The sequence below is a fragment of the Micromonospora sp. NPDC002575 genome, assembly GCF_042889525.1.
In the GTDB taxonomy this organism is placed as follows: domain Bacteria; phylum Actinomycetota; class Actinomycetes; order Mycobacteriales; family Micromonosporaceae; genus Micromonospora; species Micromonospora carbonacea.
The window spans coordinates 44,394-69,849 of record NZ_JBIARA010000003.1 but is presented as its reverse complement, the minus strand read 5'-3'; the positions used below and the strand labels follow the sequence as shown (position 1 = coordinate 69,849).

At 74.8% G+C, this 25,456-nt stretch carries 22 protein-coding genes; 7 read left to right on the top strand and 15 right to left on the bottom strand.

Annotation, left to right across the window (positions count from 1 at the left end; all coding sequences use genetic code 11):
* Window positions 1-75 precede the first annotated feature (75 nt).
* The gene (locus ACFYWL_RS05925) at window positions 76-321 is read left to right on the top strand and encodes a hypothetical protein (protein WP_043962438.1); all 246 of its coding nucleotides are present in this window, start codon (window positions 76-78) and stop codon (window positions 319-321) included.
* Between the two features lie 415 nt (window positions 322-736).
* On the opposite strand, the gene ACFYWL_RS05920 is transcribed toward ACFYWL_RS05925, so the two are convergent.
* Window positions 737-3,205 carry a DNA translocase FtsK 4TM domain-containing protein gene (locus ACFYWL_RS05920; protein ID WP_386967955.1) on the bottom strand — a complete coding sequence of 823 codons (2,469 nt, stop codon included), beginning with the start codon at window positions 3,203-3,205 and terminating at the stop codon, window positions 737-739.
* A 113-nt stretch (window positions 3,206-3,318) separates the two neighbouring features.
* Here ACFYWL_RS05920 and ACFYWL_RS05915 point away from each other — a divergent pair, with 113 nt between their 5' ends.
* Both ACFYWL_RS05915 and ACFYWL_RS05910 read left to right on the top strand, forming a co-directional pair.
* Complete coding sequence (locus ACFYWL_RS05915; protein ID WP_386967954.1) at window positions 3,319-3,798, top strand: YbjN domain-containing protein; 480 nt, start codon at window positions 3,319-3,321, stop codon at window positions 3,796-3,798.
* Window positions 3,795-5,537 (top strand): YbjN domain-containing protein, encoded by a 1,743-nt coding sequence (locus tag ACFYWL_RS05910; protein ID WP_386967952.1) that lies wholly within the window; start codon window positions 3,795-3,797, stop codon window positions 5,535-5,537. The genes ACFYWL_RS05915 and ACFYWL_RS05910 overlap by 4 nt, the downstream gene beginning before the upstream one ends.
* Window positions 5,538-5,584: 47 nt before the next feature.
* On the opposite strand, the gene ACFYWL_RS05905 is transcribed toward ACFYWL_RS05910, so the two are convergent.
* The 6 genes from ACFYWL_RS05905 to ACFYWL_RS05880 all read right to left on the bottom strand — a co-directional run bounded on the left by ACFYWL_RS05905 (window position 5,585) and on the right by ACFYWL_RS05880 (window position 12,434).
* On the bottom strand, window positions 5,585-6,796 hold the full coding sequence (locus tag ACFYWL_RS05905; RefSeq protein WP_386967950.1) for a S1 family peptidase: 1,212 nt from the start codon (window positions 6,794-6,796) through the stop codon (window positions 5,585-5,587).
* Window positions 6,797-6,959: 163 nt separating this feature from the next.
* Window positions 6,960-8,648, bottom strand: coding sequence for a ribonuclease J (locus ACFYWL_RS05900; RefSeq protein WP_386967948.1), 1,689 nt, complete (start codon window positions 8,646-8,648; stop codon window positions 6,960-6,962).
* Window positions 8,649-8,705: 57 nt separating this feature from the next.
* Window positions 8,706-9,629 carry a 4-hydroxy-tetrahydrodipicolinate synthase gene (dapA, locus tag ACFYWL_RS05895; protein ID WP_386967945.1) on the bottom strand — a complete coding sequence of 308 codons (924 nt, stop codon included), beginning with the start codon at window positions 9,627-9,629 and terminating at the stop codon, window positions 8,706-8,708.
* 46 nt (window positions 9,630-9,675) lie between these two features.
* Entirely contained in the window at window positions 9,676-10,419 is a 744-nt protein-coding gene (gene thyX, locus ACFYWL_RS05890) for an FAD-dependent thymidylate synthase (RefSeq protein WP_043964186.1), read from the bottom strand.
* A gap of 228 nt (window positions 10,420-10,647) precedes the next feature.
* Entirely contained in the window at window positions 10,648-11,208 is a 561-nt protein-coding gene (locus ACFYWL_RS05885; RefSeq protein WP_386967942.1) for a DUF2752 domain-containing protein, read from the bottom strand.
* On the bottom strand, window positions 11,205-12,434 hold the full coding sequence (locus ACFYWL_RS05880) for a winged helix-turn-helix domain-containing protein (RefSeq protein ID WP_386967939.1): 1,230 nt from the start codon (window positions 12,432-12,434) through the stop codon (window positions 11,205-11,207). The genes ACFYWL_RS05885 and ACFYWL_RS05880 overlap by 4 nt, the downstream gene beginning before the upstream one ends.
* A 79-nt stretch (window positions 12,435-12,513) precedes the next feature.
* On the opposite strand from ACFYWL_RS05880, the gene ACFYWL_RS05875 reads away from it, so the two are divergent.
* Window positions 12,514-13,065: a GNAT family N-acetyltransferase gene (locus tag ACFYWL_RS05875; protein ID WP_386967936.1), complete on the top strand. Its 552-nt coding sequence runs from the start codon at window positions 12,514-12,516 to the stop codon at window positions 13,063-13,065.
* Here ACFYWL_RS05875 and ACFYWL_RS05870 read toward each other — a convergent pair.
* A complete protein-coding gene (locus ACFYWL_RS05870) occupies window positions 12,987-14,231 on the bottom strand; it encodes a glycosyltransferase family 87 protein (protein WP_386967934.1) in 1,245 nt (414 codons plus the stop codon). The genes ACFYWL_RS05875 and ACFYWL_RS05870 overlap by 79 nt on opposite strands.
* A gap of 35 nt (window positions 14,232-14,266) precedes the next feature.
* Between ACFYWL_RS05870 and ACFYWL_RS05865 the strand changes: the two genes are divergently transcribed.
* Complete coding sequence (locus ACFYWL_RS05865) at window positions 14,267-14,860, top strand: GNAT family N-acetyltransferase (protein WP_386967932.1); 594 nt, start codon at window positions 14,267-14,269, stop codon at window positions 14,858-14,860.
* A gap of 82 nt (window positions 14,861-14,942) precedes the next feature.
* Window positions 14,943-15,977: a sigma-70 family RNA polymerase sigma factor gene (locus ACFYWL_RS05860; RefSeq protein WP_386967929.1), complete on the top strand. Its 1,035-nt coding sequence runs from the start codon at window positions 14,943-14,945 to the stop codon at window positions 15,975-15,977.
* Between the two features lie 19 nt (window positions 15,978-15,996).
* Here the strand turns inward: ACFYWL_RS05860 and ACFYWL_RS05855 are convergent, their stop codons facing one another.
* The 4 genes from ACFYWL_RS05855 to ACFYWL_RS05840 form a co-directional block, all read right to left on the bottom strand.
* Complete coding sequence (locus tag ACFYWL_RS05855; protein WP_386967927.1) at window positions 15,997-16,899, bottom strand: carbohydrate ABC transporter permease; 903 nt, start codon at window positions 16,897-16,899, stop codon at window positions 15,997-15,999.
* A 1-nt stretch (window position 16,900) separates the two neighbouring features.
* Window positions 16,901-17,980, bottom strand: coding sequence for a carbohydrate ABC transporter permease (locus ACFYWL_RS05850; RefSeq protein WP_386967924.1), 1,080 nt, complete (start codon window positions 17,978-17,980; stop codon window positions 16,901-16,903).
* Between the two features lie 73 nt (window positions 17,981-18,053).
* A complete protein-coding gene (locus ACFYWL_RS05845; protein ID WP_386967921.1) occupies window positions 18,054-19,298 on the bottom strand; it encodes an extracellular solute-binding protein in 1,245 nt (414 codons plus the stop codon).
* Window positions 19,299-19,322: 24 nt separating this feature from the next.
* A complete protein-coding gene (locus tag ACFYWL_RS05840; RefSeq protein ID WP_386967919.1) occupies window positions 19,323-20,351 on the bottom strand; it encodes a LacI family DNA-binding transcriptional regulator in 1,029 nt (342 codons plus the stop codon).
* Between the two features lie 121 nt (window positions 20,352-20,472).
* Here ACFYWL_RS05840 and ACFYWL_RS05835 point away from each other — a divergent pair, with 121 nt between their 5' ends.
* Complete coding sequence (locus ACFYWL_RS05835) at window positions 20,473-22,587, top strand: glycogen debranching N-terminal domain-containing protein (RefSeq protein ID WP_386967916.1); 2,115 nt, start codon at window positions 20,473-20,475, stop codon at window positions 22,585-22,587.
* On the opposite strand, the gene ACFYWL_RS05830 is transcribed toward ACFYWL_RS05835, so the two are convergent.
* The 3 genes from ACFYWL_RS05830 to ACFYWL_RS05820 all read right to left on the bottom strand — a co-directional run bounded on the left by ACFYWL_RS05830 (window position 22,568) and on the right by ACFYWL_RS05820 (window position 25,450).
* The gene (locus ACFYWL_RS05830; RefSeq protein WP_386967913.1) at window positions 22,568-23,050 is read right to left on the bottom strand and encodes a GNAT family N-acetyltransferase; all 483 of its coding nucleotides are present in this window, start codon (window positions 23,048-23,050) and stop codon (window positions 22,568-22,570) included. The genes ACFYWL_RS05835 and ACFYWL_RS05830 overlap by 20 nt on opposite strands.
* Window positions 23,051-23,165: 115 nt before the next feature.
* Entirely contained in the window at window positions 23,166-23,933 is a 768-nt protein-coding gene (gene dapB, locus ACFYWL_RS05825; RefSeq protein ID WP_386967911.1) for a 4-hydroxy-tetrahydrodipicolinate reductase, read from the bottom strand.
* A gap of 101 nt (window positions 23,934-24,034) precedes the next feature.
* Window positions 24,035-25,450, bottom strand: coding sequence for a M16 family metallopeptidase (locus ACFYWL_RS05820; protein ID WP_386967908.1), 1,416 nt, complete (start codon window positions 25,448-25,450; stop codon window positions 24,035-24,037).
* Window positions 25,451-25,456 lie beyond the last annotated feature (6 nt).

Genomic DNA, 25,456 nt, shown 5'->3' with positions numbered 1-25,456 from the left:
CGGGATGCGTAGTTCTCGGCACCGGTGGGTAGTGATCCGGTCGACGGTAGAACGAGGCTCACCACGGAGGACGTCATGGCCGACACCCACGCCACCACCCGCCCGCGCACCAACGCCGCCCGGATCTGCACCATCGTCGCCTTCGTCTTCGCCGCCCTCGCGGTCTTCGTGTCGCCGGTGATCTTCGGCCTGCTCGGCGTGATCCTCGGCGTGGTCGGCGCGGTCCTCGGCGACAAGCCGCTCGGCTGGTACGCCGCCGCCGCCAGCGTGGCCGGCGCCGTGCTCGGCATGATCCTCAGCGCGGTGATCCTGAACGCCTGAGCACCCCAATCCACCCGCGATCCGCGACGAGCGACGCGCGAGCGCAGGGGCCCGCCGGATTCCCGGCGGGCCCCGCGCCGTCCATACCGTCCGGCACCGTCCATACCGTCCCGCGCGTCCCGCGCGACCGCACCCGGCCGCGTCAACGCGTTACACACAGCAACCTCGCCGCCCGACCCCGCCACCCCCACGCCGCCCTTTGCTCTGCACCCACATACGCAGCGGTTCACTCAACGCAACCGGCCGGTTCCGCTCGCCGCCCGACGGCGCCGCGAAACTACTGGTCAGGCGGGGGATGCGTCCGTGGGTGCAGAGCAAAGGGAGCGGGAGGAGTGGGGCCGGGTGGAAGGGGAGCGACGCGGAGTCACCTCCGCAGCGTCATCACGGTGGGTGAGCGAGGATTGACCCGCCCGGGTCAGTCGTCCGCGCCGCCGAGGCCGGCGAGGACCTCCTCCAGCTCGTCCGGCTTGACCAGCACGTCGCGGGCCTTGGAACCCTCGGACGGGCCGACCACGCCCCGGGTCTCCATCAGGTCCATCAACCGGCCGGCCTTGGCGAAGCCGACCCGCAGCTTGCGCTGAAGCATCGACGTCGAGCCGAACTGCGAGGTGACCACCAGCTCGACCGCCTGCACCAGCAGGTCCAGGTCGTCGCCGATCTCCTCGTCGATCTTCTTCTTGCTGTCCTGCGCCGGGGCCAGCACGTCCGGGCGGAACTCCGGCTCCCGCTGGTCCTTGCAGAACTTCACCACGTCGGCGATCTCGCGCTCGGTGACCCAGGCCCCCTGGATGCGGATCGGCTTCGACGCGCCCATCGGCAGGAAGAGGCCGTCGCCGCGCCCCAGCAGCTTCTCCGCGCCCGGCTGGTCGAGGATGACCCGCGAGTCGGCCAGCGACGAGGTGGCGAAGGCCAGCCGGGACGGCACGTTGGCCTTGATCAGGCCGGTGACCACGTCCACGCTCGGCCGTTGGGTGGCCAGCACCAGGTGGATGCCGGCGGCGCGGGCGAGCTGCGTGATCCGGACGACCGAGTCCTCCACGTCGCGCGGCGCGACCATCATCAGGTCCGCCAGCTCGTCCACGATCACCAGCAGGTACGGGTACGGCCGCATCTCCCGCTCGCTGCCCGGCGGGGCCTTGATCTCCCCGGTGCGCACCTTGCGGTTGAAGTCGTCGATGTGCCGGACCCCGTTCGCGGCGAGGTCGTCGTAGCGCATGTCCATCTCGCGGACGACCCACTCCAGCGAGTCGGCCGCCTTCTTCGCGTTGGTCACGATCGGGGTGACCAGGTGCGGGATGCCCTCGTAGCCGGTCATCTCGACGCGCTTCGGGTCGATCAGCAGCAGTCGCACCTCGTCCGGGGTGGCCCGGGTGAGGATGGACACCAGCAGGGAGTTGAGGCAGCTCGACTTGCCGGCCCCGGTGGCGCCGGCGATCAGGATGTGCGGCATCTTCGCGAGGTTGGCCACCACGAAGCCGCCCTCGATGTCCTTGCCGAGCGCGACCACCATCGGGTGGTGGTCGCTGGTGGCGGCGCGGGAGCGCAGCACGTCGCCCAGCGCCACGTTCTCCGGGTCGGTGTTCGGGATCTCCACGCCGACCGCGCTCTTGCCCGGGATCGGGCTGAGGATGCGCACGTCGGGGGACTTCACCGCGTACGCGATGTTGCGGGAGAGCTGGGTGATCCGCTCGACCTTCACGCCCGGGCCCAGCTCCACCTCATACCGGGTGACCGTCGGGCCCCGGGTGAAGCCGGTGACCTCGGCGTCCACGCCGAACTGGTCGAACACGCCGGTGAGCGCGGCGATCACCTCGTCGTTGGCCTTGCTGCGGGTCTTCGGCGCGGCGCCCCCGCTGAGCAGGTTGGCCGGGGGCAGCGTGTAGTCGCCGGCCAGGCCGGTGAGCGCGAGCTGCTCCGCCCGGGTGGGCGGCGGCGAGTGCTCCGGCGGCTCGACCGGCTTGCGGGTGGCGGGCACCTTCGCCGGGGCCTTGCGGGGCAACACCACGGTCTCCTGGAGGTCGGCGCCCTCGTACGCCTCGCCGTCGAAGTCGTCCGGGTCCGGCAGCGGCGGCGCGGCGCGCTTGGCCGGGCGGCGGCGGGCCGGCTTCTTCTCGACGGGCTCCGCCTCGGCCTCCTCGGCGGCCGGCGGCGGGCCGACCACCGCGCCGGCGAGCAGCCCGAGCCGCTCCGGGATCTTGTTGATCGGCGTCGCGGTGACCACCAGCAGGCCGAAGACCAGCAGCAGGAGCAGCAGCGGCACCGCCACCCAGGCGGTCACGGCGGTCTCCAGCACGTTGCCGACGCCCGCGCCGATCAGGCCGCCCGCGTAGTCGCGCTGGACCGGGTCCACCGGGTTCTGTCCGATGTGCAGCATCGCGGCGGTGGCGACCAGCATGGACCCCCAGCCGACCAGGCCCCGCCCCCGGTGCTCCGGCTCGGCCGGCGTGCGCATCAGCCGCCACGCCCCGATCGACAGCAGCACCGGCACGACGATCGAGATCGCGCCGAGGAAGAGCCGCACGGTGTCGGCGAGCCGGGCCCCCAGCGGGCCGGCCCCGGAGAACCAGAGGGCCACCGCGCTGAGCAGGGAGAGGCCGAGCAGCAGCAGGCCCGCGCCGTCGCGGCGGTGCTCCGGGTCGAGGTCGCGGGCCGAGGCGGCCTGCCGGCCGGCGGCCCGCACCGCCCAGCCGACGCCGTGCGCGAGCCCCATCCACACCGCACCGATCGCCCGGCCGACATGGACGGCCGGCCCGGGCCGGGCGGCGGTGCGCCGCCGGGGCGTCGCCTTGGTGGTCTTCTTCGCCGGTTGGCGGGCACGACTGTTCGTGGTGCCGCGCGGCGACGCGCCGCGTCGCCGGCTCGCCTGAGAGGTACGGCCCGCCATAGAGTCACCGTAACGGCGGGACCCGGTGGATCGCCGCTTTTCCGGGTCGTGTCCGCGCGTCGCAGCACGGGCGACGCCGCCTGTTGTGTTATTCGCCTCAGAAGGGATGCCCGATGGCGTCGCCCGAGATCGAGGACGGCCCGGACGGCCCCCTGGCCGGGCGCCCCGGGGCGTTGCGGCCGTTGACCGACGAGCTGGTCGCGGCGGTGCTGCGCCGCCGGGGGTACGCGGTCGCGGCGGACCCGGCGGGCCGGCTGCTCGGCCGCTGGGAGGACGCGCTCGTCTGGTTCCTGCGGGTCGGGGCGGCCGGCGAGATCCTCCAGGTCCGCACCATCGCCGCGCCGACCTTCCCGATCGAGTACGTGCCGACCCTGTACGCCTTCTGCAACTCCTGGAACCACGACCGGTACTGGCCCAAGGCGTTCGTGCACGTCGACGACGACGGGCAGGCCCTGGTCTGCGGCGAGGTGATCGCCGACCTGGAGCGCGGGGTGACCACGCACCAGCTCGACCAGTTGCTCGACTGTGGCATCTCGACCGGCTGTCAGCTCGCCGCCGCGGTCGGGCAGCTCGCGGGCGGGGCGCGGCCGTGACGGGGCAGCCGCGCCGGTGGGCCGACCGGCTGGCCGCCGCCGGGGACCTGCCCGACGGGGAGGGACGCGCCGTCGAGCTGGACCGGATCGCCTCGGCCGCCGACGCGGCCGGCGACCCGGCCACCGAGCTGGACGCCCGGTTCGCGCTGATGGACCTGTACCTGCGGCGGGGCGAGCGGTGGCGGCTGTTCGAGCCCGTCCGCCGCTGCCGGGAACTGCTCGACGCCGCATCCGCGGACGCCACCGCCGAGCGGGCCGCCGAGCTGCGCCGCTACCAGCGCTTCGCCGTCGAGGCCGCGTTCGGCACGCCCCGGGTCGGGCTGGGCCAGACCCGCGAGGCGCTGGACGACCTGGCCCGACACGCGCCGGAGCCGAAGGACCTGGCCCGGCTCGCGCCGGGTGGCGCCGGCGACGCGCCGGTGACCGACCTGGTGGCCGAGCTGCGCTGTCGCCTCGCCGACCACCTCGGCGACGAGCCGGAGGCCCGCCGCTGGTACGACCGCTGGCGCACCGCCCCCGCCGATCCGGCCGCCGGCTGCCCGGGCTGCGCCCCGTCGCGCCGCGCCGACCTGCTGGCCGGTTGGGGCGACTGGGCGGCGGCGCTGGCCGAGCTGCGCCCGATCGTCGACGACCCGACGACGGCGGCCCCGGCCGGGGCGGGCGGGACCACCGCGAGCGGGACGGCCGGCGCGGGCGGGGCGTACTGCACCGACCAGCCGGAGCGGGCGCTGGCCGGGGCGCTGCTGCCGCTGCTGCGCGCCGGCGAGCCGGAGCGGGCGGGCCGGGCCCACGTCAGGGCGTACCGGCGGCACCGGCGGGAGCGGGCGGCATTCGGGCACCTCGCCGCGCACCTGCGGTTCTGCGCGCTGGGCGGGCACCTGGACCGGGGGCTGGACATCCTCGCCGAGCAGCTGCCCCGGCTGGACCGCCCCTCCGACGATCTGGCCGCGATGGAGTTCGCCGCCGCCGGGGCGCTGCTGTGCGCCCTCGCCGCCGAGGCGGGACGGGGCGAGCGGCGGATGCCCGGCCCCGCCGGCCCCGTGGGTCAGGCCGGTCGGGCGGTCGACGACATCGACGTGGCCCGGCTCGGTGGGCTGCTCGCCGAGCTGGCGACGGGGCTCGCCGGCAGCTTCGACGCCCGCAACGGCACCGGGCACCAGTCCGGCCGGATCGCGGCGCTGCTGGCCGAGCGGCCGGTCGGCGGGCCGGTGACGCCGCTGCCCGCCGACGAGGCGGCCGACGGCGGCGACCCCGACGGGCCCGACGAGGACGGCAGCGGCGTGGACGGCAGCGGGCCGGCGGGGCGGGAGGCCGGGCGGGAGCTGGCCGGCGACGAGGTGGGGGCGCTGACCGTCGCCCTGGTGACGCAAGCCCTGAACCGGCGCGGCGACGCCTGGACGATGCGCGGCCCGGCGGTGGTGGGGCGCTGGGGGCCGGCGGTGATCGAGTTCCGGCAGGCCGGCGAGCGGGGCGAGATCCTGCACGCCCGGGTGCTGGCCGTCCGACGCCTCCCGGCGGGGCGGCGCGCGGAGGCGTACGCCTTCTGCAACGCCTGGAACCACGACCGGCTGCTGCCGAAGGCGTACGCGCACGACGACGGCGGCGGCGAGCTGGTGCTGGCCGGCGACGTGACCACGGACCTGGCCCACGGCGTGGCCCCCGCACAGCTCGACGTGCTGGTCACCGCGGCCGTCGCCACCGGCGTCGCGTACGCGGAGGCGGTCGCGGCGCTGCCCTGACCGGCCCGCGCGGTGACGCGGGGCCGGTCAGGGCACACAGGGACGGCTCAGCGCCGCGCCCGGCGACCGCCCTGGGTGCCGACGCCGCCGTCGGCGGTGACCAGGGTCAGCCCGTTGACCTGGAGGATCTCGTTGACCGGCTGGAAGAAGGTGACCCCGCCGACGGTGCAGTCGCCCGCACCGCCCGAGGTGACCCCCTGCGCCTGGTCACCGGAGATCCACGACCCGCCGGAGTCGCCCGGCTCGGCGCAGACGTTGGTCTGGGTCAGCCCGGTGACGGTGCCCTCGGGGTAGTTGACCGTCGCGTTCTTCGCCTGGATCACCCCGCAGAACGCCCCGGTGGTGGAGCCGGAGCGGCAGATCGACGCGCCGACGGGGGCCTCCTGGGAGCCGTTGACGGGCACCGCGCCGCCGTTGAAGTCGTTCACCACGGGCTGCGGCTGGAAGTCGCCGGTGACCCGCACGACGCCCCAGTCGTCGCGGGGGAACGACGACGCGGCGAAGACGCCCTGCGGGGAGCCGTCCACCCCGGTGGTGCGGTCGCCGGCCCGGCCGCAGTGCCCGGCGGTGACGAAGCCGCCGACCACGGCGAAGCCGACCGAGCAGCGGGAGTTGCCGTTGATGAGGTAGGCGTCGCCGCCGGAGAGGTCGGCGAGCAGCCGCGGGGCCCGCGTCGAGCCGACCACCCGCACCGCCGACGCCGGGAGCCCGCTGGCCGCCGCGAACCGGCGACCGGCCGCCTCCTGGCCCGCCCGGGCCACCACCACGACCGAGTTGGTGGGCGCGTCGACGTACCAGCCGGTGACGGCCCGGCCGACCGCGCCGCCGGACCGGTCGAGCCGGGTCTTCATGGTGTCCAGCTCCCCCACGCCCCGGGCGACCTGCTTCGGCACCGCGCCCGCCGCGCGCACGGCGGCGGCCCGGCCGGGGTCGGCGACCGCGACGGTCAGGGTACGGCCGTCGGCGCCCAGCCAGGCGCCGCCGTAGTCCTCGCCCAGCTCGGCCCGGAGCTTGTCGACGGTGCCGGCGGCCCAGCGCTCGGTCTTCAGCCGCTGCGCCGCCTGCTCGCGGGTGAGCCGCAGGTCGCGGCTCATCGCGTCCACGACCTTCTGGTCCGCCCCCGCCGGGGCGGCGGCCCGCCCGGAGTCCCCGGCCGGCGGCGCGGCGCCCTCCCCGGCGAACGACGGCAGGGCCACGACCGCCGCCGTTCCCGCCGCCGCCACCAGTACGCCGATGGCTGTCATCCGTCTGCGGTCCATCCGCCACGCTCCTCCCGGCCGGCGTGGGCACGCCTGCCGCGACGGAGTACGGGACAGAGCGCCGGACGGTTGAACGATCGACCCGGAACAATTCTTGCGCCGACGCCGGCCCACCGCTCGGGGGTGGGCCGGCGTCGGTACGCGCGGCGGGTCCGGCGGGGCGTCAGACCTCGACGACCGTCGGCACGATCATCGGCCGGCGGCGGTACTTGTCGTTGACCCACCGGCCGACGGTGCGCCGGACGATCTGCTGGAGCTGGTGCGGGTCGGTGATGCCGTCCGCGGCGGCCCGGTTCAGCGCCTCGGTGACCAGCGGCACGACCGGGTTGAACGCCTCCGGGTCCTCCGAGAAGCCCTTGGCCGACACGGTGGGGCCGCCCACGACCTTGCCGGTGACCGAGTCGACCACGACGGTGGTGGCGATGAACCCGCCGTCGCCGAGGATCCGGCGCTCGGTGAGCAGCGACTCGCTGACGTCGCCCACGGCGAGGCCGTCGACGTAGACGTACCGGCTCTTGACGTGGCCGACGAGGCTGGCGCGGCCCTCGACCAGGTCGACCACGTCGCCGTCCTCGCAGAGCACCACCCGGTCCGGGGCGACCCCGGACTCGATGCCGAGGCGGGCGTGGGCCCGCAGGTGCCGCCACTCGCCGTGCACCGGCATCAGGTTGCTCGGGCGGGTCACGTTGAGCAGGTAGAGCAGCTCACCGGCGGGGGCGTGGCCGGAGACGTGGACCTTCGCCACGTCCTTGTGCACGACGACCGCGCCGGCCCGGGCCAGCCGGTTGATCACCCGGTAGACCGAGGTCTCGTTGCCGGGCACCAGCGAGGACGCCAGCACCACCGTGTCGCCGGGGGCGATCGTGATGTGCCGGTGGTCGCCGCTGGCCATCCGGCCGAGGGCGCTCATCGGCTCGCCCTGCGATCCGGTGGACATCAGCACGATCCGCTCGGGCGGCAGCGCCGTGGCCTCCTCGATGCTGATCACCAGGCCGGCGGGGATGTTGAGCAGGCCGAGGTCCCGGGCGATGCCCATGTTGCGGACCATCGAGCGGCCGATCAGCGCCACCTTGCGGCCGTGTTCGACGGCCGAGTCGAAGACCTGCTGCACCCGGTGCACGTGCGAGGCGAACGAGGCGACGATGATCCGTCCCTTGGCCTTCGCGAAGATCGAGTCGAGGACCGGCCCGATCTCCCGTTCGGGGGTGACGAAGCCGGGGATCTCCGCGTTCGTGGAGTCCGACAGCAGCAGGTCGACGCCCTCCGCGCCGAGCCGGGCGAAGCCGGCCAGGTCGGTGATCCGGCTGTCCAGGGGGAGCTGGTCCATCTTGAAGTCGCCGGTGTGCAGCACCAGGCCGGCGGGGGTGCGGATGGCCACCGCGAGCGCATCGGGGATCGAGTGGTTGACGGCGAAGAACTCGCACTCGAACGGGCCGAGCCGCTCCCGGCCGCCCTCCCGCACGGTCAGCGTGTACGGCTGGATGCGCCGCTCGGCCAGCTTCGCCTCGACCAGGGCGAGGGTGAACTGCGAGCCGACCAGCGGGATGTCCGGCTTGTGGGCGAGCAGGTACGGGACCGCGCCGATGTGGTCCTCGTGGCCGTGGGTGAGCACGATCGCCTGCACGTCGGCGAGCCGGTCCAGGATCGGCCCGAAGTCGGGCAGGATCAGGTCCACGCCCGGTTGCTCGACGTCGGGGAAGAGCACCCCGCAGTCGACGATGAGCAGCTTGCCGTCGTACTCGAAGACGGTCATGTTCCGACCGATGGCGCCGAGCCCGCCGAGCGGGATGATCCGCAGGCCGCCCTCCGGCAGCGGCGGGGGCAGCTCGCCCTCGTTGTGCGCCTCGGTCACGCGTCCACCTCATTCTGCGACGCCGTCGCCCGGCGTCCGTCGTGTCGTTCGATCATGTCAGGGGAGCTCCAGACCCGCCGCCGCGCAGTCCGCGCGCAGCTGGGCGATCTCGTCGGGGGTGGCGTCCACCAGCGGGGGCCGCACCGGGCCGGCCGGCAGGCCCAGGGCCGCCAGGCCCGCCTTGACCAGGATGGTGCCCTGGGTGCGGAAGATGCCGGTGAACAGGGGCAGCAGCCGCCGGTGCAGGGCGAGCGCGGTGCCGGGGTCGCCCGCGTCGTACGCCTCGATCATCCGCTGGGTGAGCGCGCCGGTGAAGTGGGTCGAGGTGCCGACGACCCCGACGCAGCCGACCGCCAGCGCGGGCAGGACGAGGGAGTCCTCGCCGCTGTAGAAGGCCAGGTCGGTGCGGCTGGTCACCCACGACGTCGCGGTGAGGTCACCCTTGGCGTCCTTGACCGCGACGATGCGGTCGTGCTCGGCGAGCCGGACCAGGGTCTCGGTCTCGATCGGCACCCCGGAGCGGTGCGGAATGTCGTAGAGCATGATCGGCAGCCCGGTGGCGTCCGCGACGGCGGTGAAGTGCCGGACCAGCCCGCTCTGCGGCGGCTTGTTGTAGTACGGGGTCACCACCAGCAGGCCGTGCGCGCCGGCCTTCTCGGCCGACGCGGCCAGCTCGATGGTGTGCCGGGTGTCGTTGGTGCCGACCCCGGCGACCACCCTGGCCCGGTCGCCGATCGCCTCCACCACGGCCCGGATCAGGCGTTCCTTCTCCGCGTCGGTGGTGGTGGGCGACTCGCCGGTGGTGCCGTTGAGCACGAGCGCGTCGTTGCCCTGCTCGTCGACGAGGTGGTTCGCCAGGCGTACGGCACCGTCGAGGTCCAGGGAACCGTCGGAGGTGAACGGGGTCACCATGGCCGTGAGCACTCGGCCGAACGGGCGGGACACCGCCCGGTCGGCGGCAACAGGGTGGTCGTGCGTCATGCTCACAACCTAGCGGACGACCACCGGCGGGCCGGTGGGGAAGGGTTCAGGACAGCTCGGCGAGCGGGCTGGCCGCCACCTCCGTGCCGTCGGGCAGCGTGGAGATGACGAAGTCGGCGAACACGTTCGGGGCGACCCGCTGGAGCTGGCGCAGGCACTCCACGGCCAGCTCGCGGATCTCCACGTCGGCGTGCTCGGTGGCCCGCATCGCGACGAAGTGCCGCCAGGCCCGGTAGTTGCCGGTGACCACGATCCGCGTCTCGGTGGCGTTGGGCAGCACCGCGCGGGCCGCCTGCCGGGCCTGCTTGCGGCGCAACGTCGGGTTGGGCTCGTCGGAGAAGCGCTGCTCCAGGCCCTCCAACAGCTCCGTGTACGCCCGCACGCTCGCCTCGGCGGCCTCGACGAACCTCTTGTGCAGCTCCGGGTCGTCGGCGATCACCGCCGGCTCGACCATCGCGGCGTCGCGCTCGGGGACGTACCGCTGGGAGAGCTGGGAGTAGGAGAAGTGCCGGTGCCGGATCAGCTCGTGGGTGAACGAGCGGGACACCCCGGTGAAGTAGAAGCTCACGGAGCCGTGCTCCAGCACCGACAGGTGCCCCACCTCGAGGATGTGCGCGAGGTAGCCGGCGTTGGTGGCGGTGGCCGGGTTCGGCTTGGACCAGCTCTGGTAGCAGGCCCGGCCGGCGAACTCGGCGAGCGCCTGGCCGCCCTCGGCGTCGGTCGACCACGGCACGTCGTCCGGGGCCTGGAACTGGGTCCACGCGACGAGCTTGACCTGGGGCTGCACCATCTCCGGCATGCCAGGGACTGTAGTGGCCCGCCGGCCGGCCGCCCAAGCCGGGCGCGCCCGGTGCAACGACGGTCACCCGGCCCTGGCGCGTCGTCACGGGGCGGGACCGTCCCGGTCTCCCGCCTATGGAGCTGAGTCGTTCACGACATCAGGATCAGGTCACCTACCACATCAGGATCAGGTCACCGATGAGGTCGGGGGCGGGGGCGGGGGCGGGTCGGGGCCGGGTCAGACGTAGAGGGAGGTGAAGGGGGCCCAGGGCAGGTTGCGGGCCACCGAGAAGGCCAGCCACAGGGCCAGGAAGCCGCCGATCACCTTCGAGCTGACCTGGGGCTGCGGCAGCCGCCAGCCGAACGCCTGCCGGCCCGCCCAGGCGACGAAGAGGTAGGCCAGGAAGGGCAGCGCGAAGACGAAGACGAAGTGGTGCCGGGCGGCGGCCGGCAGGTCGCCGTGCAGCACGTACCACAGCGCGCGGGTGCCGCCGCAGCCCGGACAGTCCAGCCCGGTGGTGAGCTTCAGCAGGCAGCTGGGGGCGGCGTCGGGCGCGGCCCGGGTCGGGTCGCTGAGCAGCGCGTACGCCATGCCGAGGCCGACGCAGCCGAGCGCGGCCAGGGGGGCCGCCCAGCGCGGCGACCGGGCGTGCACCCGCATCACGAGGCGGGTCAGCCGGTCCGACTCCACCGCCGGGTACGCCCCCGGCGGCCACTCCCCCGGCGCGGGCGGCTGCGCGTCAGAATGCGGGTGTGGGTGCGGGGCCGCCGGGCCGTCGACGCTCGTCACGCCGCTCACGGTACACCGGCCACGCTCCTCAGGGCGGCGGCCAGCGGGGCGGCGAGGTCGCCGGCGGCGGGCGGGGCGACCGCGCTCAGCCCCAGCCAGCCGGCCAGCCGGTGCAGCTCGGCGGCCAGGGCCACCGCCGTCTCCCCCTCGTCGACGCCCGGCTCGGCCCAGGCGGCCGGCACCAGCAGCACGCCGGCCTTGCGGTCGGCCTTGAGGTCGACCCGGGCGGTGAACCGCTCCCCCTGCAGGAACGGCAGCACGTAGTAGCCGTGGACCCGCTGCGGGGCCGGGACGTAGATCTCGATGCGGTAGGTGAAGCCGAACAGCCGCTCGGTGCGGCCCCGCTCCCACACCAGCGGGTCGAACGGGCTGACCAGGGTGTTGCCCCGCACCCAGCGGGGCAGCCGGGCGGCGGCGTGCAGGTAGGCGGGGTGCCGCCAGCCCTGCACGGTCACCGGGGTCAGCTCGCCGGCCTCGACCAGCTCGGCGACCGCCCGCCGGGCCCCGGCGACGGGCAGCCGGAAGTAGTCGCGCAGCTCCGGCTCGGCGGCGACGCCCAGCGACCGGGCGGCGATCGCGACCAGGGCGCGGTGCGCGTCGGCGTCGGTCGGGGTGGGCGCGTCCAGCACGGCGGCCGGCAGCACCCGCTCGGGCAGATCGTAGCGGCGGGCGAACGAGGGGGTGCGGTCGGCGGCGGTGACCTCGCCGGCCCAGAAGAGGAACTCCAGCGCCCGCTTGACGGTCGACCAGTTCCAGCCCCAGTTGCCGGTCTCCCGGGGCGCGTCGTGCTCGATCTCGGCCGCGGTGAGCGGCCCCCGGGCGGCCACCTCGTCGCGCACCCACGCCACCAGCTCGGGCTGCTCCTGCGCGATGCGGCGCATCCCACCCCACGCCTCGTCGCGCGCCTTGGCCATCCGCCAGCGCAGCGCCGCGTGCAGCCCGACCGGCACCAGCGACGCCTCGTGCCCCCAGTATTCGAACAGCTCCCGGGGGCGACGGTAGGCGGCGGCGTCGAGCAGCGCCGTCGGGTAGGGCCCGAGCCGGCTGTAGAGCGGCAGGTAGTGCGCGCGTTGCAGCACGTTGACCGAGTCCATCTGGATCAGCCCGACCCGGTCGAGCACCCGGCGCAGGTGCCGGCGGGTGGGCACGCCGGCAGGCGGCGGGTCGGCGAAGCCCTGGGCGGCCAGGGCGACCCGGCGGGCCTGGGCGAGCGAGAGCGATTCCGGTGCGGCCATCGTCGGGCACCCTAATTCAGGGGTACGACACCGGTGCGCCTGGCTGGACCTCACGCCCGGCGGGGCATACAACGGACGCATGCTGATCATCCGCCCCGAGGAGCCGGACGACGCCGAGGCGGTGGCCCGGGTGCACGTGCACGGCTGGCAGGACGGCTACGCCGACATCATGCCGGCGGAGGTGCTGGCCCGGCTCAACGTGGCGGCCTGGGCGCAGCGCCGCCGGGACCTGGGCACGGCCGACCCGGAGCACCCGTTCACCACGCTGCTCGCCGAGCGCGACGGCGCGGTGGTCGGCTTCACCACGTTCGGCCCGTACCGCAACAACCAGGACCGGGCCGACCTCGACCACACTCTCGGCGAGGTCCTCGCCATGTACGTCGAGAAGGCGCACTGGGGCGACGGGACCGCCGGACGGCTGCTGGCGGCGGCGAAGCAGCGGCTGGCGGGGCGGGGCTGGACGGCGTACCGGCTGTGGGTGTTGCGGGACAACCGGCGGGCCCGGCGCTTCTACGAGCGGTCCGGGCTGTCGCCGGACGGCGACCGCACGACCTACCCGGTGCCGCTGGCCGGCGGCGCGCCCCCGCTCGGGCTGGTCGAGCTGAGGTACGCGGGGCCCCTCGACGGCTGATCCGCCGGGCGGCGCACCGGCAGGAACAGCAGCAGGGCGAGGCTGATCCAGACGTAGGTGTTGCTGCCGAGGAAGCCGTCGACGCCGGTGAAGTCCTTCTCCCAGGCCCAGACGATCCGGCTGCACAGCAGGGCGTACCCGATGAGCGCGGCGGCCAGCAGGACGCGGCGTCGGCGGCTGCGCGCGGGCGCCGCGGTGCCGTTGTCGACCAGCAGGATCAGCCCCGGCAGCAGCCAGACCAAATGGTGCACCCAGGTCACGGGGCTGACCAGGCACATCAGCGCGCCGGTCAGGGCCAGGCCGGTGGCCTCGTCGCCGGCCCGGGCGGCGGCCCGTGAGCGCCACGCCCAGGCGGCGAGGGTGACGAGCGCCAGCGCCAGCCAGGCCACGGTGCTGGGATGTTCGGGGTTGAGCCGGGCGACCACGCCCTGCAGCGACTGGTTCGACACGAACGCCAGCTCGCCGACGCGGCCGGTGTTCCACAGCGCGGAGGTCCAGAACTCGCGGGACGCGTCGGGGAAGAGCGCGCCGGCGACGAGGGTCGCGCCGGCGGCCGTGCCGGCGGCGGTCAGGGCGGCCCGCCAGCGGCCCGTGACCAGCAGGTAGACGAGGAAGATCCCCGGGGTCAGCTTGATCGCGGTGGCCAGCCCGATGCCCACTCCCGCCCAGCGGTTGCCCGCCGGCAGCAGCCGCAGCAGGTCCACCGCGACGAGGAACAGCAGCAGCATGTTGACCTGGCCGAAGTTGACCGTCTCGCGCATCGGCTCGAACGCGGCGGCCAGGCAGAGCGCCACGGCGAGGGCGAACCAGCCGGTCCAGCCGCAGCGGCGGGCGACCGGGGCGAGCAGCCACCAGATCACCACGGCGCTGACCACGACCGACGCGGTGACGCTCACCGCGATCGCGGCGGGCCACGGCAGGAGGGCCATCGGCAGCATGGCGAGGGCGGCGAACGGGGGGTAGGTGAAGCCGTACTGGGTGCCGGGCTTGAGGAAGTCGTAGATCTCCCCGCCGTCGTGCACCCAGAAGTGGAGCGCGCCGTAGTAGACCTTCAGGTCGAAGAAGCCGTGCCGCACGGCCGCCACGGACAGGAACGCGGTCACCGCGACGGCGAGCCCGGCCACCGCGGCGACCTGCCCGATCGTCCGTTTGGCACCCTGCGCCACCGTGGCCTCCCTCGCCCTGCGTAGGCTTCCGTCCCATGGCTCTCGGGTACGTCCGCCCGGCGCGTCCGGAAGACGCCGGCGAGATCGCACGCATCCAGCTCGCGACCTGGCGGGTCGCGTATCGCCGGATCCTGCCCCGGCACGTGCTCGACAACCTGGACGAGGAGTATCTCGCCCGGCGGTGGAGCGCGGCGGTGCAGGAGCCGCCCTCGGGCGCGCACCGGGTGCTCGTCGCCGTCGAACAGGCCGAACAATCGTATCTGGTGGGATTTGCCGCGTCCGGGCCGGCCGACGCCGAGTCCCTTGCCCCGAACGAGCCGGCCGAGGCGCTGGGCGCGGGCGTGGTGGCCGTCACGGACCTGCTGGTCGAGCCGCGCTGGGGCCGGCGCGGGCACGGCAGCCGGCTGCTCGCCGCGAGCGTCGACCTGTGGCGCGCCGACGGCTTCGACCGGGCGGTGGCGTGGGCCTTCGACGCCGACGCGGCGACCCGCAAGTTCCTCACCGGCGCGGGCTGGGAGCCTGACGGCGCGGCCCGGGCCCTCGACGTGGACGACATGCTGGTGAACCAGCTCCGGCTGCACGTGGCGGTGCCCGCCGATCCCCCGGCGGAGGGCGACGCCACCGGCTGACCGATCGCCGCGCCGACCGGGGCCCGCCTGCCGGCGCGTCGGGGTTGCCGGGAATGTCGGTGGTGCCGCCTACGGTGGCGGGATGAGCGTGTCGACGAGTCGTGACCGCGCGACGCCGGCCCCGGCCCCGGCCGCCCCGCAGGAGCACGGGCCGCAGGAGCACCCGCCGTCGGAGCGGCACCTGGAGGAGCACCGGGTGGAGCTCACCGGCTACTGCTACCGGATGCTCGGCTCGGCCTTCGACGCGGAGGACGCCGTCCAGGAGACGCTGCTGCGCGCCTGGCGGGGGCTGGCCGGCTTCGACGGGCGGTCCAGCGTGCGCACCTGGGTCTACCGGATCGCCACCAACGTGTGCCTGGACCTGCTGCGCGGGCGGTCCCGCCGGGCGGTGCCGACCGACCTCGCCGGGCCGTCGGCGCCGGTGCTGGCGGCGCTGGGCGAGCCCCGGCCCGCCGGGGAGTGGGTCGGGCCGGTCCCCGACGCCCGGGTGCTGCCCGCCGGCGGGGACCCGGCGGAGGTGGCGGTGGCCCGGGAGTCGGTGCGCCTGGCGTTCGTCGCCGCGTTGCAGCACCTGCCGCCCCGGCAGCGGGCGGTGCTGCTCCTGCGGGACGTGCTGCGCTGGCGGGCCGACGAGGTCGCCGGCCTGCTCGACACCAGCGTGGCGGCGGTCAACAGCGCGTTGCAGCGGGCCCGGGCGACGCTGGCCGTCCGGGGAGTCGACGCCGACCCGTCGGCCGCCACCCTCGACGCCGCGCACCGCGAGCTGCTCGACCGCTACGTGCGGGCCTTCGAGCGGTACGACATCGACGCGCTGGTCGCGCTGCTGCGGGCCGACGCCGTGCAGACCATGCCGCCCTACCGGCTCTGGCTGCGCGGCGCGGGCGACATCGGGCGCTGGATGACCGGCCCGGGGGCCGGCTGCGCGGGCTCCCGGCTGGTGCCGGTGGCGGTCAACGGCAGCCCGGGGTTCGCGCAGTACCGGCGGGATCCGGCGGGCGGGCACCGACCGTTCTCGATCCAGCTCGTCGGCTGCTGGGGCGGCCGGGTCGCCCGGCTCAACTACTTCCTCGACCCGGCCCTGTTCCCGCTGTTCGGGCTGCCGGGCCGGCTGCCCTGAGCCGGCCCGGCAGCCCCGGTCAGCCCTTGTCCGCGCCGTCGTTGGCGTCCCGCACGAAGTGCCGCTGGAAGACCACGAACAGCACGGCGACCGGGATGGTGGCCAGCAGCGCCGCGCCGAGCTTGAGCGGATACTGGGTGCCCTTGCCGAGCGAGCCGCTGACCAGGTCGGCCAGGCCGCGCGGCAGGGTGAACAGGTCCGGGTCCTGCACCGCGACCAGGCTGTGTGGGAACTCGTTCCAGGAGCCCTGGAACGACAGGATGGTCAGCGTGATCAGCGCCGGCCTCGCCATCGGCAGCACCACCGACCAGAACGTGCGGAAGACGCTCGCCCCGTCGATGCGGGCGGCCTCCTCCACGCTGACCGGGATCGACTCGAAGAACTGCTTCATGATGAACACGCCGGCCGCGTCGGCGAGCAGCGGCACCACCAGGCCGGCGTAGCTGTCGTACATGCCGAGCTGGTTGAGCACGAGGAACTTCGGGATCAGCAGCACCACGCCGGGCACCGCCAGCACCGCGACGATCGCGGCGAACAGCCCGGCGCGGCCCCGGAAGCGCAGCCGGGCCAGGGCGTAGCCGGCGAGCGAGTCGAAGAACACCCGGCCGAGGGTGACCAGCACGGTGACCAGCAGCGAGTTGCCGAGCCAGAGCGGGAAGGCGGTGCCCGCGAAGATCCGTTCGAAGCCGGCCAGCGACAGCGGGTCCGGCACCGGCGAGAGCGGGTTGGCCGCCGCGTCCGGCTCGGTCTTGAGCGAGTTGCCGATCTGGATGACGAACGGGTAGAGGAACACCAGCGCGAAGAAGACCAGGATCGCGTACCCGACGAGGCGGCTCGCCAGCGTGCGGGCCCCGCGGTCGTGGGCGCGGCGCGGCCGGGCGGGCGGCGCGGGTGCTGCCGGCCGGTCGGTGAGCACGGCCATCTCAACCCCCTTCCGGTACGCGCCGACGCCACCACCGGCCGCGGCGGGGCGCGGCGGGCTCCGGGTCGGCCATGAGCCGGCGCTGGAGCAGGGTGAGCGCGATGATGATCAGGAACAGCACGAACGAGATGGCCGCGCCGGAGCCGTAGTCGAAGTCCCGGAACGCGGTGCGGTACGACAGGTACGCGGGGGTGAGCGTGGTCTTGGCCGGCTCGCCCTGGCTCATCACGTACACCTGGTCGAAGACCTGCCAGGAGCCGATCAGGCCGAGGGTGAGCACGAGGAACGTGGTCGGCTTGATCATCGGCAGGGTGACGTGCCGCAACCGCTGCCAGCGGCCGGCCCCGTCCAGGGTGCTCGCCTCGTCGAGGGCCACCGGGACGTTCTGGAGCGCGGCGAGGAACATCAGCATGAACGTGCCGGAGGTGGTCCAGACGACGAGCGTGATGATCGAGATCATGGCGACGCTCGGCCCGGACAGCCAGTCCCACCAGCTCAGCCCGAACGGCCCGCCGTCGGCGAGCGCGGCCGGCGGCGCGTCCACCCCGACCGCGCCGAGCAGCAGGTGCAGCACGCCCCGGGAGTCGGCGAACCACTGCGGCCCTCGGACGCCGAGCATGCCGAGCAGGGCGTTGACCGCGCCGGAGTTGGCGAACAGGAACAGGAAGACCACGCTGATCGCCACCGAGCTGGTCACCGAGGGAAAGTAGAACGCGGTGCGGAAGAAGCCCCGGCCCCGCAGCATCCGGTTGTTGACGACGAGGGCGAGCCCGAGGGCCAGCGCCGTCTGGGCCGGCACCACGATCGCCACGTAGTAGGCGTTGTTGCGCAGGCTGGTCATGAAGTCGCGGCGGGCCAGCCCCTCCTCGGCGAACAGCCGGGTGTAGTTGTCGGCCCCGACGAACGGGACCCGACCGGTGAACGGGCTGCCCTGGCCGTTCCAGTCGGTGAGGCTCACCCAGAGCGCCATCAGGATCGGCAGCAGCAGGAACAACCCGAGGATGACGACCACCGGGGCGACGAAGAGCCACCCGGCGAGGTTCTCGTTGCTGCGTACGCCGCGGGCGACGCGGTTCGCCATCTGCTTCCCTCCTCCCTGGAAGGAAGGGCCCCTTGTTAACGCATACGGTTAATAGGGGGCCCTTCCTTGCGCCTCAGCCGGCGAGCGCCGCCTTGGCGTTGGCGTCGAAGCGGGCGAGGACGGCCTTCGGGTCGCCGTTGGCCAGCCCCTGCAGGCCGGTGTCGAGGTCGCCGAGGACGCTGTCCATCTTCGGCGCGTTGACCGGGCCCTGGGCGTACTGCGCGCCGTCGATGAACGGCTTGTCGGCCGGGAAGGCGGCGGTGTACTGGTCGCGCACGGACTGCCGGGACGGCATCACGCCGAACGCCTTGGCGAACGTCATCTGCTGGTCGCCGGCGGTCATCGCCTCGACGAACTTGATCGCCTGCTCCTTGTGCCGGCTCTTGGCGGCGATGCCCCAGCACTGGGTGAAGGAGAGCGTTCCCTTGCCCTTCGGGCCGGCGGGCAGCTCGACGACGCGGTACTTCACGTCGGGGAAGTCGTTCTGGAGGGCGCCCTTGATCCAGTTGCCCTCGATGGTCATGACGGCCTTGCCCTTGCCGAACGCCTCGCCGGACCAGCCGGCGTCGAGCTGCTTCGGGTACCGGGCCAGGCCCTCGTCCAGCATCGTGCGCACGTACTGGAGGGCGGCCAGGTTCTCCGGGGTGTCGGCGGTGGCCTGCTTGCCGTCGGGGCTGACCAGCCAGCCGCCGTTCTGCACGAGGAACGCGCCGATCCGGTCCCGGGTGTCGCCGAGGGCCAGCGGCACCAGGCCCCTGGCCTTGATCTTCCGGGCGGCGGCGGTGAGCTGGTCCCAGGTGGTCGGCAGGTCGGCGTCGGTCAGGCCGGCCTTCGCCCACAGGTCCGTGTTGACCTGGAGGGCGAGGGTGGAGAAGTCCTTGGGCGCGCAGTAGAGCTTGCCGTCGTACGTGAACGTGGTGCGCAGGCTGGGGTAGAAGTCGTCCGGGCTGCTGATCCGGTCGCCGTAGGGCTCCAGCGCGCCGACGCTGGCGTAGTCGGCGAACCGGGTGGCGTCGACGTAGAAGACGTCGGGCGGGTTGCCGCCGGCGAGGGCCTGGCCGAGCTGCTGGGTGAGGTCCTGCGCCGGGGTGACGGTGGCGCTGTTGCCGGAGCCGGCGGCCCACGTCGCGGCGGCGGCCTGGACCGCCTTCGTCTCGGCGTCGCCGGAGGAGCCGATCAGGATCTGGAGGCTGGCCGGGCCGGTGGACTGGGCGGCGTCGGTGGAGTCGTCGAAGCCGCTGCCGCAGGCGGCGGAGCCGAGCAGCGCCACGGCGGCGACGCCGGCGACTGTCGCGCGGCGCAGGGATCGGGTTGTCATCTCACTCTCCTGGGGGTGGTGGGGTCACGCGGTCTGGCGTCGCACCAGCGAGGGCTGGAGCAGCACGCAGGAGTCGACGGGCTGCCCGTCGAGCACGCCGGTGAGCAGGTCGACGCAGCGGGCGGCGGCCACGCCGAGGGGCTGGCTGACGCTGGTCAGGCCGATGGCGGCGGCGACGGGGGTGTCGTCGAAGCCGACGACGGCGACGGGACCGCCGGGCGTCGGGGGGCCGGCGGGCGGGGCGTACGCGGCGCTGCCCCGCACCGCCTGGAGCGCGCCGAGGGCGAGCGAGTCGCTGGCGCAGACGACGGCGGTCGGCGGCTCGGCCCCGGCGAGCAGCTCGCGCATCGTCCATTCGCCCTCGGCGATGCCGTCGACGGTCTCGCGGTCGAGCCCGCCGGGGTCGACGCCGGCCTCGCGCAGCGTCTCGTGCCAGCCGGAGCGGCGCTCGCCGCCGACCGCCGAGGCGGGCAGCGGCCAGCCGATGTAGCCGATGCGCCGGTGGCCGGTGGCCAGCAGGTGCCGGGTGGCCTGGGCCGTCCCGGCGGCGTTGTCGACGTCGACCCAGGGGTGTGGGTCGGGCGCGTCCCACGGGCGGCCGAACGTCACGAACGGCACGTCCCGCCGGGCCAGCCAGGCGGTACGGGGGTCGCCGCGCTCGGTGCCGGTGAGCACGAACGCGTCCAGGTCGTACGCGCCGAGCAGGTCGTCGAAGGCGTCGATCTCCTGGTGGGCGTCGGTGGCGGTGTAGAGCATGACCCGGTAGCCGGCGCCCTCGGCGGTCTCGGTGAGCCCGTGCAGGAAGCGGTCGAGGACGGAGCCGTTAATCCCGTCCCGGGTCGGCTCGATGCGCACGGCGATGAGCCGGGACCGGCCGGTGCGCATCTGCCGGGCGGCCTGGTTGGCGCGGTAGCCGAGTTCGGTGATCGCCTCCTGCACCCGGCGTCGGGTCTCCTCGCGGACGACGTGCGGCGCGTTGAGCACGTTGGACACCGTCTGGCGGCTCACCCGGGCGCGCTGGGCCACAGTGGAGATGGTCACCTTCTGCGACATAAATCCCCCTCGCGGTCTTGAACGATCAAATGCCGATCCGGCAGAATTAGATCGTTCAAGTTGCCGGAATGTTTCGAACATTGCACCGCCCCGGACGATCTGTCAAGACTGGAGCCCCGTCGTGACCCCACGCCCCCTGCAACCCCTGCTGCACGACCTCGTCGGGCTGGTCCACGCCCCGACCAGCGCGCTGGGCGACGCGGCCGGACAGGTTCGCCCGTCCGGCGTGCAGGGCGTCTTCCACGCCGACGCCCGCGTGCTGTCCCGGGCCGAGCTGCGCGTCGACGACCGCGAGCCCGAGGCGCTGACCCGGGGCCCCGTCGGTCCGCACGCCGCCCGCTTCGCCGGCCTCGCCCGGTGGCTCGGCGACCCCGGGCCCGACCCGACCGTCCGGGTCGACCGGGTCCGCCGCCTCGCACCGGCCGGCCTCGCCGAGGAGATCCACGTCGTCTCCACCGCCGCCACCTCGGTCCGGGCCACCGTCAGCGTCGACCTCGGCTGCGACCTCGCCCCGATCGAGCTGGTCAAGTCCGGCGACGCCGCCGACCCGCTGGCGGCCCGGGCCGACGGCCCCGGCCGCCTCGCCTGGTCCGGCGGCGGCACCACCGTCACCGTCACCGGCGAGGGCGCGACCGTCGACGCCACCGGCGACCGGGCCACCGCGCCCCGGCTGAGCTGGCCGGTCGAGCTGCCCCCGCGCGGCGCGGTCACGCTGCGCTGGCGGCTCGCCGTCAACGACCCCCGCGCCGTGGTGACCGCCCCGCCCGCCGCACCCACCTGGGCCCGCCCCGAGGTCACCGCCGACGACCGGCGGCTCGTGCGCCTGCTCGACCGCTCCCTGGACGACCTGCACGCCCTGCGCCTGGCCGAGCCCGCCCACCCCGGCGACGTCTTCCTCGCCGCCGGGGTGCCCTGGTTCCTCACCCTCTTCGGGCGCGACAGCCTGTGGGCGGCCCGGATGCTGCTGCCGCTGGGCACCGAGCTGGCCGCCGGCACGCTGCGGGTGCTGGCCCGCCGGCAGGGCACGCGAATCGACCCGGCCACCGGCGAGGCCCCCGGCAAGATCCTGCACGAGCTGCGCCGGCACGAGTTCGCCGCCGGCTCGGGGATGCGGCTGCCCCCGGCGTACTACGGCACCGTCGACGCCACCATGCTCTGGGTCGCGCTGCTGCACGACGCCTGGCGCTGGGGGCTGCCGGCCGAGCAGGTGCAGCCGCTCCTGCCGCACCTGGAGGCCGCGCTGGCCTGGCTCGGCGAGCACGCCGACGCCGACGGCGACGGCCTCGTCGAGTACGTCGACACCACCGGCCACGGCCTGGCCAACCAGGGCTGGAAGGACTCCGGCGACGCCGTCCGATTCCGCGACGGCCGGCAGGCGCAGGCACCGATCGTCCTGGCCGAGGTGCAGGGCTACGCGTACGAGGCGGCCGTCGCCGGTGCGGCCCTGCTGGACGCGTTCGACCGCCCCGGCGGGGACCGGTGGCGCGAGCACGCGGCCCGGCTGGCCGAACGGTTCCGGGCCACCTTCTGGGTCGACGGGCCGCACGGCCCCCAGCCGGCGCTGGCGCTGGACCGGGACAAGCGCCCGGTCGACTCGCTGACCAGCAACATCGGCCACCTGCTCGGCACCGGGCTGCTCACCGCCGACGAGTCGGCGCAGGTGGCCCGGCTGCTCACCACAGAGTCCCTGGCCGGCGGCTTCGGGCTGCGCACCATGTCCACCGGCGACGCCGGGTTCAGCCCGCTGTCGTACCACTGCGGTTCGATCTGGACCCACGACACCGCCATCGTGCTCGCCGGGCTGGCCCGGGCCGGCTTCCGCACGGCTGCGCTCGGCCTGGCCGACGGGCTGCTCGCCGCCGCCGAGGCGTTCGACCACCGGCTGCCCGAGCTGTACGGCGGCGACGACCGGGCGCTGCTCGGGCGGCCCGTGCCGTACCCGGCGGCGTGCCGGCCGCAGGCGTGGTCCGCCGCGTCGGCGGTGCTGCTGCTCCAGGCCGGCGTCGGGCTCTACCCCGACGTGCCGGCCGGCCGGGTGCGCCTGGCCCCGCTCGCCGGCCCGGGGCTCGGCGCCCTCACCGCGCGCAACCTGCGCGTCGCCGGCGCCCGGGTCGACGTCACGGTCACCGCCGCCGGCGAGGCCGCCGTCGACCAGCTCCCGTCGACCCTGACCGCCACCCCGGTCCCCGCTCCCCGCCCCGCCGCCGAGGCGGGCGTCAGGGGGTCGGCGGGGTGACCAGCTCGGCGACCACCTCGTCGTCCTCCCGCTCGCCGGTCAGGGCGAAGCCCAGGCGGGGATAGAGGGTGGCCGCGGCCGGGTTGTCGGGGTGGTACGACAGGCGCACGGCGGCGCAGCCGGGCTGGGCGCGCAGCCACGTCGCCAGGGTCGCCACCGTGGCCGCCCCGACCCCCCGGCCCTGCTCGGCGGCGTCGACGACCATCCCGCCGATCCAGCGGACGCCGCCGTCGTCGACGCCCCACATGACGTGCCCGACGACGGTGTCGTCGGCGCAGACGGCCAGGGACGTCCACACGTCGCCGCGCAGGCTGGTCAGCAGGTAACGGGCCGCCATCGGGTAGACCCAGGCGCGCTGGTCGTCGCGGGGCGCGACGTCGGCGACGGCCCGCCAGTTGTCGTCGTCGACCGGACGCAGGGTGACGTGCCGGCCGGCGCGGTCGCGGAGCTTCGAGTCGATCACCGGGGCAGCCTAGGGGCCGCGGGGCCGGCCGGCGACCGCTTTCCCCGCCGGGACAGGTCATCCCCACCGGGGCCGGCCCGGCCGCGCGGCATCGCCCCGGCGGTCGCGCCGCCCGTCAGTCGAGCAGCGGGTCCAGGCCGATGGTCAGACCCGGGCGGGTACGCACCGCGCGCACCGCCAGCAGCACGCCCGGCATGAACGACGCCCGGTCGTACGAGTCGTGCCGGATGGTCAGCGTCTCGCCCGCCGTGCCGAACAGCACCTCCTGATGGGCGACCAGGCCGGTGGCGCGGACGGCGTGCACGCGTACCCCGTCGATGTCGGCCCCCCGCGCGCCCGGCACCTCGTCCTTCGTGGCATCCGGGGCCGGGCCCAGGCCGGCCTCGGCGCGGGCCTGCGCGATCCGGCGGGCGGTGTGGGTGGCGGTGCCGCTGGGGGCGTCCAGCTTGCGCGGGTGGTGCTGCTCGATGATCTCGACGGACTCGAAGTGGCGGGCCGCCCGCTCCGCGAACTGCATCATCAGCACCGCGCCGATGCCGAAGTTGGGGGCGATCACCGCGCCGACCTCCGGCCGGGCGGCCAGCCAGTCGCGCACCTGGTCGAGCCGCGGCCCGGTGAAGCCGGTGGTGCCGACCACGGCGTGGATGCCCGCCTCGACGCACCAGCGCAGGTTGTCCAGCACGACGTCGGGGGTGGTGAAGTCGACGGCCACCTCGGCCCCGGCGGCGGCGGAACGGTCGTCGCCCTGGTCGATCGCCGCCACCAGCTCCATGTCGGCGGCCGCGTCGACGGCCCGGCACACCTCGACGCCCATCCGGCCCCGGGCCCCCAGCACGGCGACCCGGATCGGCCCCTGCGGGCCCTTCCCCTGCTCGTCAGTCACGGCCACAACCTATCCCAGCCGCACCGGCCGCACCGGGCCGGTCGGCGGCCGTCCCACGCGCGGACGGCGACGCCGCCCGCCGCCACGGGCCGGGCCGCCGGTCAGGCGGAGAAGTCGCGCTCGCCGAACGGGCCGACGACGGCCAGGGACATCGGCTGGGCCAGCAGCTCGGCGGCGAGGGTGTTCACGTCGGCCACGGTCACCGCGTCGACGCGGGCCAGCAGCTCGTCCACCGGCATCAGGTCGCCGTAGAGCAGCTCGCCCTTGGCCAGCCGGCTCATCCGGGAGCCGGTGTCCTCCAGGCCGAGCACGAACGAGCCCTTGCTCATCCCCTTGCCCCGGGCCACCTCGGCCTCCGTCAGCCCGTCGGCGGCCACCCGGCGCAACTCCGCGCGGGTCAGCTCCAGCACCTCGTCGACCTTGCCGGGGGCACAGCCGGCGTACACGGCGAACAGGCCGCTGTCGGCGTACTGGCTGGCGTAGGAGTAGACCGAGTAGGCCAGGCCGCGCCGCTCCCGGATCTCCTGGAACAGGCGGCTGGACATGCCGCCGCCGAGGACGTTGTTGAGCACCCCGAGGGCGAAGCGCCGCCCGTCGACGCGGTCGATGCCGGGGCAGCCGAGGACGACGTGCGCCTGCTCGGTCTCCTTCGGCTCGACCAGGACGGCGGCCGGCTTCGTGCGTACCGCCGGGGTGTTCGGCCGGGGCGTGCCCGGCGCGGCCGGGTCGGTGTCCAGCGGGGTGCCGCGCAGCGCCTCGCGGACCAGCCGGACCACGACGGCGTGGTCGAGGTTGCCGGCGGCGGCGACCACGATCTGGGGCGCGGTGTAGTGGCGGCGGTAGAAGCCCTGGATCTGCCGGCGGGTCATCGGGGTGACCGTCTCCTCCGTGCCGGAGATCAGCCGGCCGAGGGGGTGGTCGCCGTAGACGACGCCGGTGAACAGGTCGTGCACCTCGTCGCCGGGCTCGTCGTCGTGCATGGCGATCTCTTCGAGGATGACGCCGCGCTCGGTCTCCACGTCGGCCGGCTCCAACAGCGAGTCGGCGACCGCGTCGCACATGACGTCGATGGCCAGCGGCAGGTCCTCGTCCAGCACGCGGGCGTAGTAGCAGGTGTATTCCTTCGTGGTGAAGGCGTTCGTCTCGCCGCCCACCGCCTCGATCTCGGCGGAGATCTCCAGTGCGGTGCGCTTGTGGGTGCCCTTGAAGAGCAGGTGCTCCAGGAAGTGCGCGGCCCCGGCCTGCGGGCCGGTCTCGTCGCGGGAGCCCACGGACACCCAGATGCCGAACGACACGCTGCGCATCGCGGGGATCGCCTCGGTGAGCACGCGCAGCCCGCTGGGCAGCACGGTACGGCGTACCGTCCCGCCCAGCGGGTCGTCGCTCAGCGTGCGGGTGACCGCGCGGGCCGACCCGCCGGCCCGCCCGGGCTGCCCCCCGGCGGCGTGCCGGACGGCCCCGGACGGGACCACCCCCCGTCGACCCGCAGGGAAAGACGCGCGCTGGGCCCGGCTCACGGAAAC